The organism is Kluyvera sichuanensis, assembly GCF_040930405.1.
In the GTDB taxonomy this organism is placed as follows: domain Bacteria; phylum Pseudomonadota; class Gammaproteobacteria; order Enterobacterales; family Enterobacteriaceae; genus Kluyvera; species Kluyvera sichuanensis.
Genome location: NZ_CP162271.1, coordinates 1,284,174 through 1,300,972, shown reverse-complemented (window position 1 = coordinate 1,300,972; position 16,799 = coordinate 1,284,174). Strand labels below are relative to the sequence as shown.

General features: G+C 53.8%; 17 protein-coding genes. 10 read left to right on the top strand and 7 right to left on the bottom strand.

Going from position 1 to position 16,799, the window contains the following annotated elements; genetic code table 11:
• The first annotated feature begins 1 nt into the window (after position 1).
• From AB2B48_RS06465 to bioD, 3 genes are all read left to right on the top strand, one after another.
• Positions 2 to 919, top strand: a complete 918-nt coding sequence (locus AB2B48_RS06465) for a LysR family transcriptional regulator (protein ID WP_185669066.1) — start codon at positions 2 to 4, stop codon at positions 917 to 919.
• 113 nt (positions 920 to 1,032) lie between these two features.
• The gene (mlc, locus tag AB2B48_RS06460; protein WP_333010650.1) at positions 1,033 to 2,250 is read left to right on the top strand and encodes a sugar metabolism global transcriptional regulator Mlc; all 1,218 of its coding nucleotides are present in this window, start codon (positions 1,033 to 1,035) and stop codon (positions 2,248 to 2,250) included.
• Positions 2,251 to 2,381: 131 nt separating this feature from the next.
• On the top strand, positions 2,382 to 3,077 hold the full coding sequence (gene bioD / locus AB2B48_RS06455) for a dethiobiotin synthase (protein WP_185669100.1): 696 nt from the start codon (positions 2,382 to 2,384) through the stop codon (positions 3,075 to 3,077).
• Here the strand turns inward: bioD and clcB are convergent.
• From clcB to ynfE, 5 genes are read right to left on the bottom strand one after another with little or no spacing between them, the layout of a single operon-like run.
• Positions 3,030 to 4,325: a voltage-gated ClC-type chloride channel ClcB gene (gene clcB / locus AB2B48_RS06450; RefSeq protein WP_368301193.1), complete on the bottom strand. Its 1,296-nt coding sequence runs from the start codon at positions 4,323 to 4,325 to the stop codon at positions 3,030 to 3,032. The two genes, bioD and clcB, sit on opposite strands and share 48 nt — an antisense overlap.
• Before the next feature lie 15 nt (positions 4,326 to 4,340).
• Positions 4,341 to 4,955 (bottom strand): Tat proofreading chaperone DmsD, encoded by a 615-nt coding sequence (gene dmsD, locus AB2B48_RS06445; protein ID WP_185669063.1) that lies wholly within the window; start codon positions 4,953 to 4,955, stop codon positions 4,341 to 4,343.
• Positions 4,956 to 5,002: 47 nt separating this feature from the next.
• On the bottom strand, positions 5,003 to 5,860 hold the full coding sequence (locus tag AB2B48_RS06440; protein ID WP_368301191.1) for a dimethyl sulfoxide reductase anchor subunit family protein: 858 nt from the start codon (positions 5,858 to 5,860) through the stop codon (positions 5,003 to 5,005).
• A 1-nt stretch (position 5,861) separates the two neighbouring features.
• On the bottom strand, positions 5,862 to 6,479 hold the full coding sequence (locus AB2B48_RS06435; RefSeq protein ID WP_368301189.1) for a DMSO/selenate family reductase complex B subunit: 618 nt from the start codon (positions 6,477 to 6,479) through the stop codon (positions 5,862 to 5,864).
• 10 nt (positions 6,480 to 6,489) lie between these two features.
• Positions 6,490 to 8,925, bottom strand: coding sequence for a selenate/tellurate reductase subunit YnfE (gene ynfE / locus AB2B48_RS06430; RefSeq protein ID WP_368301187.1), 2,436 nt, complete (start codon positions 8,923 to 8,925; stop codon positions 6,490 to 6,492).
• Positions 8,926 to 9,196: 271 nt separating this feature from the next.
• On the opposite strand from ynfE, the gene AB2B48_RS06425 reads away from it, so the two are divergent.
• Positions 9,197 to 9,598, top strand: coding sequence for a dTDP-glucose pyrophosphorylase (locus AB2B48_RS06425; protein WP_185669060.1), 402 nt, complete (start codon positions 9,197 to 9,199; stop codon positions 9,596 to 9,598).
• A 33-nt stretch (positions 9,599 to 9,631) separates the two neighbouring features.
• Here AB2B48_RS06425 and AB2B48_RS06420 read toward each other — a convergent pair whose 3' ends face one another.
• Positions 9,632 to 9,886, bottom strand: a complete 255-nt coding sequence (locus AB2B48_RS06420; RefSeq protein WP_185669059.1) for a DUF1161 domain-containing protein — start codon at positions 9,884 to 9,886, stop codon at positions 9,632 to 9,634.
• 184 nt (positions 9,887 to 10,070) lie between these two features.
• Between AB2B48_RS06420 and AB2B48_RS06415 the strand changes: the two genes are divergently transcribed.
• Positions 10,071 to 10,781 carry a YnfC family lipoprotein gene (locus AB2B48_RS06415; protein WP_185669058.1) on the top strand — a complete coding sequence of 237 codons (711 nt, stop codon included), beginning with the start codon at positions 10,071 to 10,073 and terminating at the stop codon, positions 10,779 to 10,781.
• Positions 10,782 to 10,837: 56 nt separating this feature from the next.
• On the opposite strand, the gene AB2B48_RS06410 is transcribed toward AB2B48_RS06415, so the two are convergent.
• The gene (locus AB2B48_RS06410; protein WP_185669057.1) at positions 10,838 to 11,176 is read right to left on the bottom strand and encodes a DUF1283 family protein; all 339 of its coding nucleotides are present in this window, start codon (positions 11,174 to 11,176) and stop codon (positions 10,838 to 10,840) included.
• Between the two features lie 150 nt (positions 11,177 to 11,326).
• On the opposite strand from AB2B48_RS06410, the gene AB2B48_RS06405 reads away from it, so the two are divergent.
• The 5 genes from AB2B48_RS06405 to AB2B48_RS06385 all read left to right on the top strand — a co-directional run bounded on the left by AB2B48_RS06405 (position 11,327) and on the right by AB2B48_RS06385 (position 16,774).
• The gene (locus AB2B48_RS06405) at positions 11,327 to 11,653 is read left to right on the top strand and encodes a YnfA family protein (RefSeq protein WP_185669056.1); all 327 of its coding nucleotides are present in this window, start codon (positions 11,327 to 11,329) and stop codon (positions 11,651 to 11,653) included.
• A gap of 182 nt (positions 11,654 to 11,835) precedes the next feature.
• Complete coding sequence (rspA, locus tag AB2B48_RS06400; RefSeq protein ID WP_185669055.1) at positions 11,836 to 13,050, top strand: starvation-sensing protein RspA; 1,215 nt, start codon at positions 11,836 to 11,838, stop codon at positions 13,048 to 13,050.
• Between the two features lie 13 nt (positions 13,051 to 13,063).
• Entirely contained in the window at positions 13,064 to 14,080 is a 1,017-nt protein-coding gene (locus AB2B48_RS06395; protein WP_368301184.1) for a Zn-dependent oxidoreductase, read from the top strand.
• Between the two features lie 54 nt (positions 14,081 to 14,134).
• Positions 14,135 to 15,511, top strand: coding sequence for an MFS transporter (locus tag AB2B48_RS06390; RefSeq protein ID WP_185669053.1), 1,377 nt, complete (start codon positions 14,135 to 14,137; stop codon positions 15,509 to 15,511).
• Positions 15,512 to 15,790: 279 nt separating this feature from the next.
• On the top strand, positions 15,791 to 16,774 hold the full coding sequence (locus AB2B48_RS06385) for a C4-dicarboxylate TRAP transporter substrate-binding protein (protein WP_368301182.1): 984 nt from the start codon (positions 15,791 to 15,793) through the stop codon (positions 16,772 to 16,774).
• Positions 16,775 to 16,799 lie beyond the last annotated feature (25 nt).

The following is a 16,799-nucleotide window of genomic DNA, read 5'->3' as shown; positions in this document are numbered from 1 at the left end:
TATGAATATTGAACTTCGCCACCTGCGTTATTTCATTGCCGTCGCCGAAGAACTGCACTTTGGGCGCGCGGCGGCGCGGCTCAATATCTCCCAGCCGCCGCTAAGCCAGCAGATCCAGATACTCGAGCAACAAGTTGGGGCGCGGCTGTTTGCCCGCACCAACCGCAGCGTGAGCCTGACAGAAGCGGGGCGGCAGTTTCTTGCTGATAGCCGCCAGATTTTGCTGCAGGTGAACGAAGCGGCCGCGCGGGCAAGCCGTCTGCATCACGGGGAGACGGGAGAGTTACATATCGGCTTTACCTCTTCAGCGCCGTTTATCAAGGCGGTTTCAGATACGCTCTCTACCTTTCGTCAGCGCTACCCGGATGTGCATATCCAGACGCGGGAAACCAATACCCGCGAGCAGATTTCGCCGTTAACGGAGGGGGCGCTTGAGCTAGGCCTGATGCGCAATACCCAACTTCCTGACACCCTCGACTGGCAGGTGATCCTGCGCGAACCGCTGCTGGCGATGATTCACCGCGACCATCCGCTTGCCAATAAACCGGCGGTGAGCCTGGTGGAATTGGGGAAAGAGCCGTTTGTCTTCTTTGACCCGCATGTGGGCACCGGGTTGTATGACGATATTCTGGGCCTGATGCGCCGCTACGATGCGGTACCGACCATCACGCAGGAGGTGGGTGAGGCGATGACGATTATCGGCCTTGTGGCTTCGGGGCTGGGGGTGTCTATACTGCCGGCGTCGTTTCGCCGGGTACAACTGCATGAAATGCGCTGGGTGCCGATTGCCGAAGAGGATGCGGTGTCGGAAATGTGGCTGGTGTGGTCTAAACACCATGAGCTTAGCCAGGCGGCGCAGCGTTTCAAACAGCATCTGTTAAACGCGGCAAAGGTGAGCGTTTCGCTGCCAAATGTGTGAAAAATTGTGCAGTAAATCACAAGGCTAAGTAAAAATTTGACGCAGAGCGTTCAAGTACTTCACCATAGCCCAAAGTGTTTATTTCGAAGCGCGAAAATAAGGGAGTTTTTACGGTGGTAGCGGACAGTCAGCCAGGGCATATCGATCAAATCAAGCAGACCAACGCAGGGGCAGTTTATCGCCTTATTGATCAGCTCGGCCCGGTATCGCGTATCGACCTTTCCCGACTTGCGCAACTGGCGCCCGCCAGTATCACCAAAATTGTTCGCGAACTGCTGGAAGCTCACCTGGTTCAGGAAACGGAAATTCAGGAAGCAGGCAGCCGCGGCCGTCCTGCCGTGGGCCTGATGGTGGAAACGGAAGCCTGGCACTATCTTTCGGTGCGTATCAGTCGGGGCGTTATTCATCTGGCGCTGCGCGACCTCAGCAGCAAACTGGTGGTGGAAGAACAGTTGGATCTGGCGCTGGAAGATGAGATCCCCTTCCTGAATCGGGTGGTGTCGCATATTGACCAGTTCTTTATTCGCCACCAGAGCCTGCTTGAACGTCTGACCGCGATTGCCATCACCCTGCCGGGTATTATCGATACCGAGAACGGCATTATTCATCGTATGCCGTTTTATGATGTTACCGATGTTCCGCTGGGCGGTACGCTGGAGGCGCATACCGGCGTGCCGGTGTATATCCAGCACGATATCAGCGCCTGGACGATGGCCGAGGCGCTGTTTGGCGCATCACGCGGCGCGCGCGATGTGATTCAGGTGGTTATCGACCACAACGTCGGTGCGGGGGTGATTACCGATGGGCGTTTACTGCATGCTGGCAGCAGCAGTCTGGTAGAGATTGGTCATACCCAGGTCGACCCGTACGGTAAGCGCTGCTATTGCGGCAACCACGGCTGTCTGGAGACCATCGCCAGCGTGGAAAGCGTGATGGAACTGACCCAGGTGCGCATGCAGCAGTCGATGAGCTCCATGCTGCATCAAAAGCCGCTCAGCGTGGAGTGGCTATGTCAGGCCGCGATGCAGGGCGATTTACTGGCAAAGGATATCATCAGCAGCATCGGAACCAACGTCGGGCGAATCCTCGCCATCATGGTTAACCTTTTCAATCCGCAGAAAATTTTGATTGGCTCGCCGTTTAATCAGGCCGCCGACATCCTCTTCCCGGCGATTGGCGACTGCATTCGCCAGCAGTCGCTGCCCGCCTACAGCAAGCACATTGCGGTAGAGCAGACGCAGTTCTCGAACCGCGGCACCATGGCGGGGGCGGCGTTGGTAAAAGACGCGCTGTATAATGGAACATTGCTGATTAGACTGTTACAGGGTTAACAATTTTTAGCAGTTTTGCAAAAAATTGCGCTATCTCAATCTGACCCATTCGCACATCACGTAAACTTTCACTCCGTTGAATTATTCATTGCCATGATATTTTCATGGCGCAGGAGTGGGGTTAGTTTGTGATGCTTAATCGTTTCTTTATTACTGGTACTGATACTTCTGTCGGCAAGACGGTGGTTTCTCGTGCGCTTTTGCAGGCGCTCGCCGCCAGCGGGAAACGGGTGGCAGGATACAAACCAGTTGCCAAAGGCAGCAAGGAAACCGCAGAGGGGCTGCGCAATAAAGATGCGCTGGTTCTGCAGGCCGTTTCATCGCTGGACTTACCCTATGACGCTATCAACCCGATTGCGCTGAGCGAAGAAGAGAGCAGCGTTGCCCACAGTTGCCCGATCAACTACACCTTATTGTCTGACGGCCTGGCCAATCTGAGCCAGCAGGTCGATAACGTGGTGGTTGAAGGGACCGGCGGCTGGCGCAGCCTGATGAACGATTTGCGTCCGCTCTCGGAATGGGTAGTGCAGGAACAACTGCCGGTGCTGATGGTGGTTGGCATTCAGGAAGGCTGCATTAACCATGCGTTGCTGACCGCTCAGGCTATCGCTAACGACGGCCTGCCGCTGATTGGCTGGGTGGCGAATCGTATCAACCCAGGTCTGGCGCACTATGCGGAAATTATCGACGTCCTCAGCAAAAAGCTGCCAGCACCGCTGGTGGGTGAACTGCCGTACCTGCCGCGTCCGGAACAGCGTGAGCTGAGCCAGTACGTTGACTTAGCGATGCTCCGTAACGTGCTGACGGTAGATAGAATTCTGGCGTAAGGTTCGCGACAGCACCGACGCCAGTACGCAGGCAATCAGTAAACCGGGTAGTAACGTATACTGCCCGGTCATTTCACAAATCATCAGCGTTGACATAATCGGCGCATGCGTCGTTGCCGCCAGTAGCGTGGCCATCCCCGTGACCCCCAGCAGTATTGCCATCGCCTCATGGGCAGGAAACACCAGCCCCCACGTATTAGCAAACAAAATCCCGACCGCCAGTCCAATAAACAGCGTTGGGGTAAAGACCCCACCGGGTGCGCCCGAGCCGCTGCTGGCAAGAATGGCGAGCAGCTTGCATACAAAGATTCCGGCGATAATGGCAAAGCTCGGCGGCGTCAGCAGAAAACCCTGCACCACGCTATAACCGTTGCCCCAGACGGCGGGTGTTAACAGCGAAAGCAAACCGACAAACAGCCCGCCGAGCGCAAGCTGCCAGGGGGGCGACAGCTTGAGCCGCAGAAAACCCTGGTGACTCATGTCCATCAACCACATCAGCAATGGCCCGCCTAAACCGCAGACCAGACCGGTGGCGAGCATCAGGGCGTAATGGGTGGCGGTGAGCGCGGGCAGGTCGCCGACACGGTAGAGCAGTTCTGCGCCGCCGTTCATCAACTGGGTGGTCAGTAGCGCCACCACGGCGGCAATCACCACCGGGCCGAGCGAGGCGAGCATCAGGGTGCCGAACAGGATCTCGGCGATAAACAGGCTACCCGCCAGCGGTGCGTGATAGGCGCTGGCCATCCCGGCGGCGGCCCCGCAGGCGATCCATAGCTTCCACTCATCTTTTGGCGTGAAGCGCTGGGCAAAAAAAGAGGCGGCGAGGGCGGCTAGCAGGATCATGGCCCCTTCGCGGCCGATGGCGCTACCGCTAATAACCACCAGCAATGAGGCGGCGGATTTAATCAGGCTGGCACCGGTATCAAACTTGCCTTCGTCGCTTTCCAGCGCTTCCATGTAGTCGGTGGGCGCGTGCGGGCGCTGGCGGGTGTGGCGCTGCCAGGCCCACAGCAGCATCCCGGCGGCAAGCCCACCGAGGACGGGAGTAATCAGCCGTCGCCACCACACCAGCCCTTCAGCGGCGTTGACCAGGCTGCCGCTATCATTGCTGAGAAATAGCCACTCCCCCAGATACATGGCGTGACGAAAGAGCGCCACCGCCAGCGCCGCGAGGACGCCTATGACGGTGGCAATCAGCAGGCGACGAAACATCGCCGTAATATCGGGGTAGTGATGAAGACGCTGCATCGTTTTCTCGGTGGCTTAGCGGTACAGCTTTTTGTCAGCGACGGGGATCAGCAGCGAGGACTGCCACTGCGCCAGCGTTTGCTGGGCCAGTTTCCCCAGAGCAATAAAGAACGGATGGCCCGCTTTTTCAATAAATTCAGCGAGGAAGCGCGGTGCCCACGGCAGGAGATGCCAGGCCAGCAGTTGATTACAGGCGTCATCACGGCCGTTTTCCAAAAGCCAGGCCGCCAGCATCAGCAGGGTGCCGAAGTGATCTTCCGGCTCGTTTTGCTCTACATCGAAAGCAATCTGGTTTTCACGCATCCACTGGCGCAGCGCCAGGGTAGAGTCGCCAAACAGCACGTTCTCACGATCCAGCCAGACGGATCCCCACGGTGGTGACGGCAGCGCTGATGGCCCGATAAACAGGCGTTGCCAGGCCTGAGGAAGCGATTCATCGCCTTGTGCAGCAAACCCAGCGGAAAGGGCATCGGCATGTTCAACGGCATACGGCCACTGCTCAAGCCACTCGCCGTCGGTGAAAGCGGCAACCAGCGGCTCGGCGAGCGTGCTATTAGGTGCAAAATAGAACAGGGCACCCAGTACCCGGGCAGAGAACGCTAAGGCGTCGTTGTGCTGAACGTCATTCATTACTGCATTTCCTTATAGGGGCGCGGGAAAACTCCCGCGCCGATGATTTACCCGGCAATCGCCATGCCGACGGTCATATGCAGGCCATAGAACAGCCCGCGACCGATAAGTTCGCCAACCAGTACCAGTACTAACCCCAGCGCCAGCCCCACAGCGCGTGGCGGAACGCGGCGCAACAGTGGGCAGATCCAGCAGCCCAAACCGGCTGCCAGCAGGACGAAGCGCCACACCTGTAAGCGGCCCCAGTCCGGCAGCAGCGCGTTAGCCTGCTGAACCGAGCTGTGAATAAAGCCCAGCTCTGAGGTTTGCAGCACCACGACCGCCAGGCTGAGCAAATAGCCCAGCACGCTGACCGCGGCGAAGAACTTACCGTTAAACGGTACTTTCGCCAGCTTCAGCAGCAGCGCGGCAAACAGCGGCCCGGTGAGCAAGACGGTCAGGAAGAACGAGGCCGTCGTATAACCATTATACCAGGTTGGCACGGTATCTATCTGATAAACACGCGTCATTGCCCAGACAAATAGTAGCCCCAGTACCATACTGACCAATAGCCAGACGCGTCCGAGCGCCGCAGGCATTTTCCCGAGAACTGACAGCAGCCACCAGAAACCGCCGACGGCAAAGAACACGGAGCCGCTGGCAATCTCATTACTCAACGCCGATGCCCCCACGCGGTTCAACGAATTGAACGCCCGCAGCGGCGAGCCAAGGTGCAGCACCGAGGCGAAGAATGCGATTCCCATGATAACCCAAAGGAAAAACATAGTGAGCACAATGCGGCGCTGCTCTGCCGGTTCATGGCGCGCTGCCAGCCAGCCTAGCCCAGTGACGATTGTCGCGCCTGCTACGCACTGCCCCAGCACGGTAAACAGCACCAGCGGCCATTCATGCCATCCGCTTCCCATCTTACACCTCCTTCGGATTGGCCAGATAGCCAGTGGTATCGCCGCACGGACGTGCATTGGCGTTGGGTTTTATCACAATGCTGGGCTTGGTGAAGTGCGCGGACGGCAGCGGTGCGACCGCCGCCAGTTGACCGTGCTTCTGACGCAGCTCTTCGATAGGCCCAAAGTCCAGCGCACGCAGCGGGCAGGACTCCACACAAATCGGCTTTTTGCCTTCCGCCACACGCTCATGACAGCCGTCGCATTTGGTCATGTGACCTTTAGCTTCGTTGTACTGCGGCGCACCATACGGGCAGGCCATATGGCAGTAACGGCAGCCGATGCAGACATCTTCGTTGATGACAACAAAGCCATCTTCGCGTTTGTGCATCGCGCCGCTAGGGCACACTTTGGTACAGGCCGGGTCTTCGCAGTGGTTACAGGCGATGGAGAGATAGTAAGCAAAGACGTTCTGATTCCAGACGCCGTTATCTTCCTGCCAGTCGCCGCCCGCGTATTCGTAAATACGTCGGAAGCTAACGTCCGGAGTTAAGTCTTTGTAATCTTTACAGGCCAGCTCGCAGGTTTTACAACCGGTGCAGCGGGCCGAGTCGATGAAAAATCCGTATTGGGTGCTCATGGGCTAATCCTTATACCTTCTCGATCTCAACCAGGTTGGTGTGCTGCGGGTTGCCTTTCGCCAGTGGAGAAGGGCGATGCGTGGTCAGCGTGTTGATGCAGGAACCGTGGTCAATCCGGTCGCCGTTCATCTCGGCGTCGTGCCAGGCGCCCTGGCCCATTGCGGACACGCCCGGCATAATGCGCGGCGTGACTTTCGCCGGAATTCGCAGCTCACCGCGGCCGTTAAACACGCGCACCATGTCGCCGTTCTGGATCCCGCGTTTCTGCGCATCCAGCGGGTTTAACCACACTTCCTGACGGCAGGCGGCTTTCAGCACATCAACGTTGCCGTAGCTTGAGTGGGTGCGAGCTTTAAAGTGGAAACCAAACAGCTGTAGCGGGAAAGTGCCGCGCAGCGGGTCGTCCCAGCCTTCAAAGGTGGAGGCGTAAACCGGCAGCGGGCTGATGGTTTCGTCTTTCTCAAGCTGCCATTTCGCAGCGATATCGGCCAGGCGGCTGGAGTAGATTTCAATTTTGCCCGACGGCGTTTTTAACGGATTGGCCTCTGGGTCTTTGCGGAAGCTCTGGTAGGCGACAAAGTGCCCGTTCGGGTCTTTGCGCTTGTAGATGCCCATCTTTTTGAGTTCATCATAGGTTGGCAAATCTGCATCTTTGGCGCGCATTTTGGCGTACAGATACTGCAGCCATTGCTCCTGAGAACGTCCTTCAGTGAACTTCTGATACACATCGTTGCCCAGACGTTTCGCCACTTCGCTTAAGATCCAGTAGATCGGCTTGCGTTCGAATTTTGGCGCGGTTGCCGGCTGAATAAAGATCAGGTAGCCCATATTCCCGGCGTAGTCGTTGGGAATAATGTCTTCCTGTTCAACGGTCATCAGGTCGGGCAGCAGGATATCGGCGTACTTCGCCGAGGCGGTCATAAAGTTCTCAATCACCACGATCATTTCGCATTTGCTGTCGTCCTGCAAAATCTCGTGGGTTTTATTGATATCTGAGTGCTGATTAATGATGGTATTGCCCGCATAGTTCCAGAAAAACTTGATAGGCACATCCAGTTTATCTTTGCCGCGCACGCCGTCGCGGGTGGCGGTCATCTCGGCGCCGTGGTCAATCGCATCGGTCCAGGTAAAGCAGGAAATGGCCGTTTTGACCGGGTTTTCCAGCACCGGGAAGCGCTCGATGGTGATGGTATAGGTCGATTCGCGCGCGCCGCTGTTACCGCCGTTAATACCGACATTACCGGTCAGAATCGGTAGCATGGCAATCGCACGGGCAGAGAGCTCGCCGTTTGCCTGACGCTGCGGCCCCCAGCCCTGGCAAATATAGGCCGGTTTAGCGCTGCCGATTTCACGCGCCAGCTTGATGATTCTGTCGGCAGGAATACCGGTAATGCTCGAAGCCCACTGCGGGGTTTTCGCCACGCCATCATCGCCCTGACCGAGAATGTATGCCTTGTAGTGACCGTTAGCCGGCGCGCCTTCCGGTAGGGTTTTCTCGTCGTAACCAACGCAGTACTTATCAAGGAACGGCTGATCGACCAGATTCTCGTCAATCAGTACCCAGGCAATGCCGGCAACCAGTGCGGCATCGGTACCCGGACGAATCGGGATCCACTCATCTTCACGGCCTGCGGCGGTATCGGTATAGCGCGGATCGATAACGATCATGCGCGCATTTGAGCGTTCGCGAGCTTGTTCAAGATAATAGGTGATGCCGCCGCCGCTCATGCGAGTTTCTGCAGGGTTGTTGCCGAACATCACCACCAGTTTACTGTTTTCGATATCGGAAGTGCTGTTGCCGTCGTTGGTGCCGTAGGTATACGGCATGGCGCAGGCAATCTGGGCGGTGCTGTAGGTGCCATACTGGTTGAGCGAGCCACCGTAGCAGTTCATCAGGCGCATTACGGCGGAGCCGGATGGCGAAGAGCGAGTGATATTGCCGCCGACGATGCCGGAAGAGTAGTTAATGTAGACGGATTCGTTGCCGTAATCTTTCACTACGCGCTTGAGGTTACTGGCGATCGTGTCCAGCGCTTCATCCCAGCTAATGCGTTCGAATTTACCTTCGCCGCGTTTACCTACGCGCTTCATCGGATAGTTCAGACGATCGGGGTGGTTGATACGACGGCGAATAGAACGCCCGCGCAGGCAGGCGCGTACCTGGTGATCGCCATAGATGTCGTGGCCGGTATTGTCGGTTTCGACCCAATACACTTCATCGTCTTTCACATGCAGGCGCAGCGCGCAGCGACTGCCGCAGTTGACTGAACAGGCGCCCCAGACCACTTTGTCTTCCGGCTGGCTGGCCTGTTGCACGGCGGCAGCCGTCGCGCGTAAAGAGAAGGGGAGCGAGAGACCGCCCGCTGCGAATGCTAAGGAGCCGATAGCCGACGATTTAATGAGGGTGCGTCGGCTTAGCCCCCCTGGCTTTTCCTGATCAGACATTACTCACTCCATTATTTTTGTTTAATGATTCCAGCGTGAAATTAAAAACCTGCTAACAATGGAGAAGAATGATACCTGGTTGGTGGTATACAAGTATTAATCCCGGTCAAAACAGGAGGTCATCCTGATAGGGTATTTGCGTGGCGGTGTTTGCCAGGTGAAGAGGTCATGTGCATAATTGTTTTACAACATAAAAACAGTTTTGTTACGGTCTGCGGGTTCCCGCAGGCTGATTTTCTTACCGCTAATCCGTTACTTATGGAACCTACCCATGCAGGATATTGATTCGTCCGTTATTCCGATGCCCGCGATTGAGACGGTCACGGTTCCCTACAAAGGGTTAAATTTTTTGCGCCCCGAAATTTTGCTCGATTTTATCAGCGTGACGGACGGCAAAGTCCTCGCCGTAACGCCGGTTGCCGTGCTCTATTCCACCATTGGGGTACTGAGATCCGCTGAGTTGCGCAAAATTCCGGTGCTGGTATCCGGGCGCGTAGTGTATCCCATCAGTTCTCAGGCGCTGCCGTGCCTGCACTCGAAATTAACCATTAACACCACGTCGCAAAAGCTGCGTTTTCAGGGCGGGCTGGATGCGCTTTCTGACGATCATTCGCTGCGTGACGGCGTGCTGATTGGGCTTGCGCTGGAATTTATCGTGGAGAAGAAGGGCTAAACGACACCGCCTCTCAAGAGAGGCGGTAGCGCATTACTGGGCGTTATCGGTGCGGGTGTAGAGAATTTTAAAGGTGTCATTTGCGCAGTGTCCGACGACCTGTGCCCCTTGCTGATCGGCCTGATCGTTAGGCACGATATCAAGAGTAAAGGCGCTTTCAGCGACGCCGTTTTGCGTGATTTTCTGCTGAATGTCGCTCCTGACACGTTCACAGGAATCAGGTACGGCGGCCAGCGCGGGCATCGCGCCTGCGAGCAGTAGTGCCAGTATCCAACGTGAAGACAGCATGATCGGCTCCTTTTCATAAGATTCGTGAAAAGTATAGCAGGGGGAGTGTAAGCGTTTGTCTTTGAATCTCATTTTCTGATGTTTCTTAGCAAGGGCGGTTAATTTTTGATTTCCGCCTGGCCAGACTATAAACAATTTTATATTGCTAATATAATTGAATAAATTCCCGAAACAGGATTGTGGCGTGAAGAAACTGATTTTACTGGCCTCGGCGCTTGCCGTGCTGAGTGGCTGCGATAACAAAAACGCGCCGGCCGCGTTCACCCCGGAAATGGCAAGTTTTTCTAACGAATTCGACTTCGACCCGCTGCGCGGTCCGGTGAAGGATTTCAGCCAGACGCTGCTTAACGAAAAAGGCGAGGTGGCAAAGCGGGTGAGCGCGCAACTGTCGCCGGAAGGCTGTTTCGACATGCTGGAGTTTCATGATATCGAGCAGGATTCTGGCGCACTGCTGGTATTGAACGCCAACTATTATCTTGACGGCGTTACCCACGAGAAACGCGTGCGGTTACAGGGAAAATGCCAGTTGGCTGAATTCCCTTCGGCGGGCGTGAAATGGGAAACCGACGACAACGGCTTTGTGGTCAAAGCGCTCGGTAAAGATAGCGAGGTGGATTACCGCTATGACAATGAAGGGTATCCGCTGGGCAAAGTGTCTACGTTAAAAGGGGTCACGCTGTCGGTTATCTCAACCCCATCGCAGGATTCGCGTAAAAAGCTCGACTACACCGCCGTGAGTATGCTCAATAAACAGCCTGCGGGTAACGTTACGCAAAGCTGTGATTACGATCGCCACGATAATCCGGTGAGCTGCGAGTTAGAGGTGGTGGACCAGAGCGTTAAGCCGTCGGTGACGCAGCGCTACACCATCAAAAACACCATTGAGTATTACTGATGTGAATAGATAAGTGACAAAGAAAAGGGCGCTGAGAAGCGCCCTTTTTGCTGTGATTAGCGAACAACGCGCCCGGTTGAGCGGTCAAGGCAGCGCAGGGTGTTGGGTTCCCAGTACGCGTTCACGTTGGTGCTTTTCAGGCAATTGTCGCGGGCATCAAAAGCAACGTCTGCTTTATCCCACTCTTTTTCAGCGCGTTTGTTCACTTTCTGGCGCAGCTGACGGGTGTCGTTCCATTGTTCTTTATCCATCGCCGCGTTCTGGCGACTCTGTGCGCTATCGCCAGATTCAATAACCAGTTTGTTGGTTTCAGCAGAAGCGGAGGCGGTGTACACAATGGCACCCAGCGTCAGCATAGCCGTCAGGCAAAGGCGTTTGCTAAGTGTAATTTTCATCGGTGAGTTCCTTTAACGTGGTGAATACGATGACTCCTGAAAGCAGTCTACTACAACTCTGGCGACGGGCATACCCGCGAAAATCCCGTGGTCGAATCCGGTTGATTTTTGCGTATCATAGGGAAATTCGTATGTTGATGAAGATAAACGATGTTAAAAACTTCGCTGCTCTTTTTTGCTACCGCGCTGTGTGAAATTATCGGCTGTTATTTACCGTGGTTATGGTTGAAGCGGGGGGCGACGCCGTTGTTGCTGTTGCCGGCAGGGTTAGCGCTGGCCCTGTTTGTCTGGTTGCTTACGCTGCATCCCGCTGCCAGCGGCCGCGTTTATGCCGCCTATGGTGGGGTGTATATCTTTACTGCTCTGCTATGGCTACGTGTCGTGGAAGGTGAAAAGCTGACCATGTATGACTGGCTCGGTGCAGCCGTTGCTCTTTGCGGTATGCTGATTATCGTCGCCGGTTGGGGACGCGCCTGACGTCTGGCCCGAAAGGGCCATACCCCTTCTTTTTTCTTCGTATTTCTCGTCTTTTGAACTGAGCTTGTCCCCTCATTTTTGTGATCTTACCCGGTAAATTTCGATCTTTATACTTGTATGGTAGTTTGGTCAGGCGTAATTTCGCCTCACTAACCGATGAGATGTAAAGCTAAGGATTGAAGATGAAAATTGTGGGCGCTGAGGTTTTTGTAACCTGTCCTGGACGTAACTTTGTCACGCTGAAAATTACCACCGATAGCGGCTTAGTCGGCTATGGTGACGCAACGTTAAATGGTCGCGAGCTCTCCGTTGCTTCTTACCTGAAGGATCATTTGTGCCCGCAACTGGTGGGGCGCGATGCGCACCGCATCGAAGATATCTGGCAGTTCTTCTATAAAGGCGCTTACTGGCGTCGCGGCCCGGTGACGATGTCCGCCATCTCTGCGGTTGATATGGCGCTGTGGGATATTAAAGCTAAAGCCGCCAATATGCCGCTGTACCAGTTGCTGGGCGGCGCGTCCCGTGAGGGCGTGATGGTGTACTGCCACACCACCGGCCATACCATTGATGAAGTGCTGGAAGATTACGCGCGTCATAAAGAGATGGGCTTTAAGGCCATTCGCGTTCAGTGCGGCGTGCCGGGCATGAAAACCACCTACGGTATGTCTAAAGGCAAAGGGCTGGCCTACGAACCGGCCACCAAAGGGCAGTGGCCAGATGAACAACTGTGGTCCACCGAGAAATACCTCGATTTCACCCCAAAACTGTTTGATGCGGTACGTAATCAGTTCGGCTTTGACGAACATCTGCTGCACGATATGCATCACCGCCTGACCCCAATTGAAGCGGCCCGCTTTGGTAAGAGCATTGAACAGTACCGCCTGTTCTGGATGGAAGATCCAACCCCTGCGGAGAACCAGGAGTGCTTCCGCCTGATTCGCCAGCATACCGTTACCCCGATTGCGGTTGGCGAAGTGTTCAATAGCATCTGGGATTGTAAACAGCTGATTGAAGAGCAGCTGATCGACTATATCCGTACCACCATTACCCACGCGGGCGGCATTACCGGCATGCGCCGAATTGCTGACTTTGCCTCTCTTTATCAGGTGCGTACCGGCTCTCATGGCCCGTCAGATCTCTCTCCGGTCTGCATGGCCGCCGCGCTGCACTTCGACCTGTGGGTACCAAACTTCGGCGTTCAGGAATACATGGGCTACTCCGAGCAGATGCTGGAAGTCTTCCCACATAACTGGACCTTCGATAATGGCTATATGCATCCAGGCGACAAACCGGGCTTAGGCATCGAGTTTGACGAAAAACTGGCGGCGAAATATCCGTACGACCCTGCCTATCTGCCGGTAGCTCGTCTGGAAGATGGCACGTTGTGGAACTGGTGATAAGGAACGCGAAATGAAAAGTATCGTGATTAAACAGCCTGAAGAACTGGTTATTGAAGAACGTCCATTGCCAGAACCTGGAGTGGGTGAAGTCCGCGTTAAAGTGAAAATAGCCGGTATCTGCGGCTCTGATAGCCATATTTATCGCGGCCATAACCCTTTTGCACGCTATCCACGCGTTATCGGCCATGAGTTTTTTGGCGTGATTGATGCCGTTGGCGAAGGTGTCACCGATAAGCAGATGGGGGAGCGCGTTTGTGTTGATCCGGTGATCAGTTGCGGTCATTGCTACCCCTGTTCTGTAGGTAAACCTAACGTCTGCACTTCTCTGGTGGTACTCGGCGTCCATCGCGATGGCGGTTTCAGTGAATATGCCGTCGTCCCGGCGAAAAATGCCTCGAGCGTTGAGGATAATATTGCCGATCACCACGCCGTGATGGTTGAACCCTTTACAATTGCGGCAAACGTCACCGGCCAGGTGAATCCAACGGAAGCTGACGTAGCGTTGATTTATGGCGCGGGCCCGATGGGTTTAACCACCCTGCAGGCGTTGAAAGGCGTTTATCGTGTTAAGCAGGTCATCGTGGCTGACCGAATTAACGAACGACTGGCCATGGCAGAGCGCAGTGGTGCCGATTGGGTCATTAACAACGGTGAGAAACCGCTAGCGGAATGGCTCGATGAGAAGGGGATTAAACCGACGCTGATTGTCGATGCCGCATGTCATCCGACGATTTTGCAAGAAGCCATCACCCTGGCTTCGCCTGCAGCCCGTATTGTTCTGATGGGCTTCTCTAGCGATCCGTCGACCATTACTCAACAAGGTATCACCGGTAAGGAACTCTCCATTTATTCTTCGCGACTTAATGCGAATAAATTCCCGGTGGTTCTGGAGTGGTTAGAAAAAGGGTTAATTGATCCTGACAAACTGATTACGCATTACTTTGACTATCACCATGTCGTTGATGCAATCGAATTATTTGAAAAGGATCAGAAATCCTGCTGCAAGGTCTTACTCACGTTTAACTAATAATAACGAGATCATGCGATTAAGCCGTACGCATCTTACCCGGAGATGATTGCAATGACGCAATTAACACATGAAAGAACGACATCTGATTTAGTGAGGGCCGCCGTATCCGGTTGGTTGGGGACTGCATTAGAGTTTATGGATTTTCAGCTCTATTCATTAGGTGCAGCGCTCGTTTTCCATGAAATATTTTTCCCTGAACAGTCTGCTGCAATGGCATTAATTCTGGCGATGGGGACCTACGGTGCCGGCTATATTGCACGTATTGTTGGAGCATTTATTTTTGGCAAAATGGGTGACAGCGTCGGGCGTAAAAAGGTGCTCTTTATTACCATCACCATGATGGGGATCTGTACCACGTTAATTGGTGTGTTACCGACCTATGCACAGATTGGTATTTTTGCGCCAATACTGTTGGTAACGCTACGTATTATTCAGGGATTGGGGGCCGGCGCAGAGATCTCTGGTGCGGGTACCATGCTGGCTGAATATGCTCCTAAAGGCAAACGTGGCCTGATTTCCTCTCTGGTGGCGATGGGGACCAACTGCGGTACGCTGACGGCGACGGCTATCTGGGCGGTAATGTTCTTCCTGCTTGACCGCGAAGAACTGGTCGCCTGGGGCTGGCGTATTCCGTTCCTGGCAAGCGTTGTGGTGATGATCTTCGCTATCTGGCTGCGTATGAACCTGAAAGAGAGCCCAGTGTTTGAAAAAGTGAGTGAAGGCGATGTTGTTGTCAGTGAATCTCCGGCGAATGACAATACCATCGGCGCGATGTTCCGTAGCAAATCCTTCTGGTTAGCCACGGGTCTGCGCTTTGGTCAGGCGGGTAATTCCGGCTTGATCCAGACCTTCCTGGCGGGATATCTGGTACAGACATTGCTGTTTGATAAAGGGATCCCAACGGATGCGCTGATGATCAGTTCCGTTATCGGTTTCCTGACCATTCCGCTGCTTGGTTGGCTATCCGATAAATATGGTCGCCGTCTGCCTTATATTTTGCTCTGTATTTCCGCCATTATTCTGGCGTATCCAATGGTGTCCATCATTGTCGATAAAACCTACAGCGCCAGCGTGATAATGATGTCTATCATTATTATCCATAACTTTGCAGTGCTGGGCCTGTTTGCACTGGAAAACATTACGATGGCTGAGATGTTCGGCTCGCGTAACCGCTTTACTCGTATGGCTATCTCGAAAGAGGCGGGTGGTCTGGTTGCCGTTGGTTTTGGACCCGTTCTGGCAGGGATCTTCTGCAATATGACCGGGTCGTGGTATCCGATTGTGATTATGCTGATTTGTTATTCGGTGATTGGTCTTATTGCAGCGTTGTTGATGCCAGAAGTTTGTGACCGTGACCTCAGTCTTGCCGAAGATGCGGCCGATCTTTCGGTGGCGAAAGAAAAGAACGCTAACCAGCAGTTTGCTTGATAGCGGTTATAGCGAAGCAAAGTCGTCTGAAAATCAGGCGACTTTTTTTGTGATCCTGCTAGATAAATACATTATAGATACTTGTATGGTAGTTATTATGGCGGTAAGTTCATCGGGTAATCGTTAGCAATTAAGAAAGAAAATAACATCACGTTAACTGTTTTTTTAACTGATCGTTTTTTATTTTCACTGAAATGAGCGATTAGCAGTGAATAAGTTTGCTACGGACATACATCAGAAAAATATATTCATATTATTAATAACCTCCAGGTGAGTGACATGAGAAAATGGACTATTTCTTCATCCAGGCTGGCGAAATTATGCTGTGCGATTCCCCTTTTAAGCGCTAGCGCATGCTGGGGAGCTGAATCACTGAATGTCAGTACTTCATTATCCCCCGATGATCCTATATATAAAGGTCTAAAGAATTTTAAAAAATCAGTAGAAGAGCGTAGCAAAGGTGAAGTTAAGATAAAGTTATTTTCCAGTGGTCAACTCGGTGCAGATAATGAATTGCTACAGCATGCGCAGGCGGGTAGCAACGTTGGGGTGGTCGTGGATGGTGCCAGACTTGCCCAATTTGTTCCTGAAATGGCGATTATACCTGCTCCGTTTGTGTTTAAAGACTATGACACGCTAAAGAAATTTATTAATAGCCCAATCTTTGCGCAGTGGAATAATAAAATGGCCAGCGAGTCCGGGCTGACGGCGCTCTCGTTCAACTGGTATCAGGGGGCGCGTATGCTGGTAACGCAGAAACCTGTTGTGACGCCTGCCGATCTGAACGGCATACGCGTACGGGCGTTAGAAGCTCCAGTCACCATCGAAACGATTAAATGTATGGGGGGATCGCCAACGCCGCTTTCATGGTCAGAGATTTATTCTTCTATCCAGACTGGCGTTGTCGATGCGGCGGAAGCGCAACCAACCGCAGTATATGGTTCTAAGCTGTATGAAATAACCAAAAATATCACTAAAACGAACCATATTCATTTGATGACCGGCATTGTGGTGTCACAAAAATGGTTATCAACGCTGAGCCCGGAAAATCAGACCATTCTAAAAGAAGAGGCCGCGAAAAATGGCGACCTGGCTTCCGAGAATACTATTGCGGCCGGGGAGAGCATGTTGAAAGATATGGCGGATAAAGGGATGGCCATTGCCACTGTGGATGTAAAACCTTTTATTGATAGCTGCCAGTACGTACCGGAAAAACTGGGTTTAAGCGAAGCCAAAAAACAGGTTGAAAGCGTAATCAACTAACCACGAACAAGCGGGGCGGTAGCCC